This window comes from Microbacterium sp. CCH5-D1 (assembly GCF_001557335.1).
GTDB lineage: Bacteria > Actinomycetota > Actinomycetes > Actinomycetales > Microbacteriaceae > Microbacterium > Microbacterium oxydans.
In genome coordinates this window covers 1-717 of sequence record NZ_LSJW01000200.1, presented here as the reverse complement: position 1 = coordinate 717, position 717 = coordinate 1, and the positions used below count along the sequence as shown (strand labels likewise).

1 pseudogene is annotated in these 717 nt (G+C 72.4%); it reads right to left on the bottom strand.

Annotated elements, in window-relative coordinates:
• Positions 1-33 precede the first annotated feature (33 nt).
• Positions 34-717, bottom strand: a pseudogene (locus AX744_RS20730) (hypothetical protein); the annotation flags it as partial.

Here is a 717-nt window from a genome sequence, read left to right as displayed (position 1 = left end):
CGGTCCCGACCACTCAGCGTTCCTGCATCGCGATCACTCCGTACGGATCAGTCGCCGTCGGGATGTCGCGAGTCTCATCGCCCCCAGGCCGAGGACGAGGAGCAGTGCGGCCAGGGCGATCCAGCCGCCCTGCACCTGTCCACCGGTCGTGGCCAGGCCCGAGGCGACCACCTGGAACGAGGCCGATACGCTGCCCGAGGTCGCCCCGGTCAGTGTCACGGTGTGCGATCCGAGGTCGGTGGCGGTCGGCACGGTCCAGGTGAAGGTGACCGTGCCCTGCGCGTTCGCGACCTGGCTGCCCAGCGCGACCGGATCGGAGGCCATCACGCCGGTGACCTTCTCTCCGGGCTTGAAGCCGGTGCCGACGGCGGTCTGCTGCTGTCCGCGTTCCAGGACCGGCGACCGGAGGACGATCGCGATGTTCCCGGTCGGGTCGGCTGCCGCGTCCGCCGAAGCGCTCGCGGTGGCGGATGCGGATGCCTCCGCGGTGGCTTCGGCCGAGGCGTCGGCCGCAGCCGATGCCGATGCCGTCGCCGACGAGGACGCGTTGGCCGCTGCGGCCGCAGAGGCGTTCGGGTCTGCATCGGCCGCAGCCGAGGCATCCGCCGCGCTCGTCGAGGTCGCATCGTTCTGCGCCGCCGCCTGAGCCGCCGCAGCCGCAGAGGCGTTCGCCGCCGTGGTGGCCGTGGTCGAGGCATCGGTGGAGGCATCGGTGGT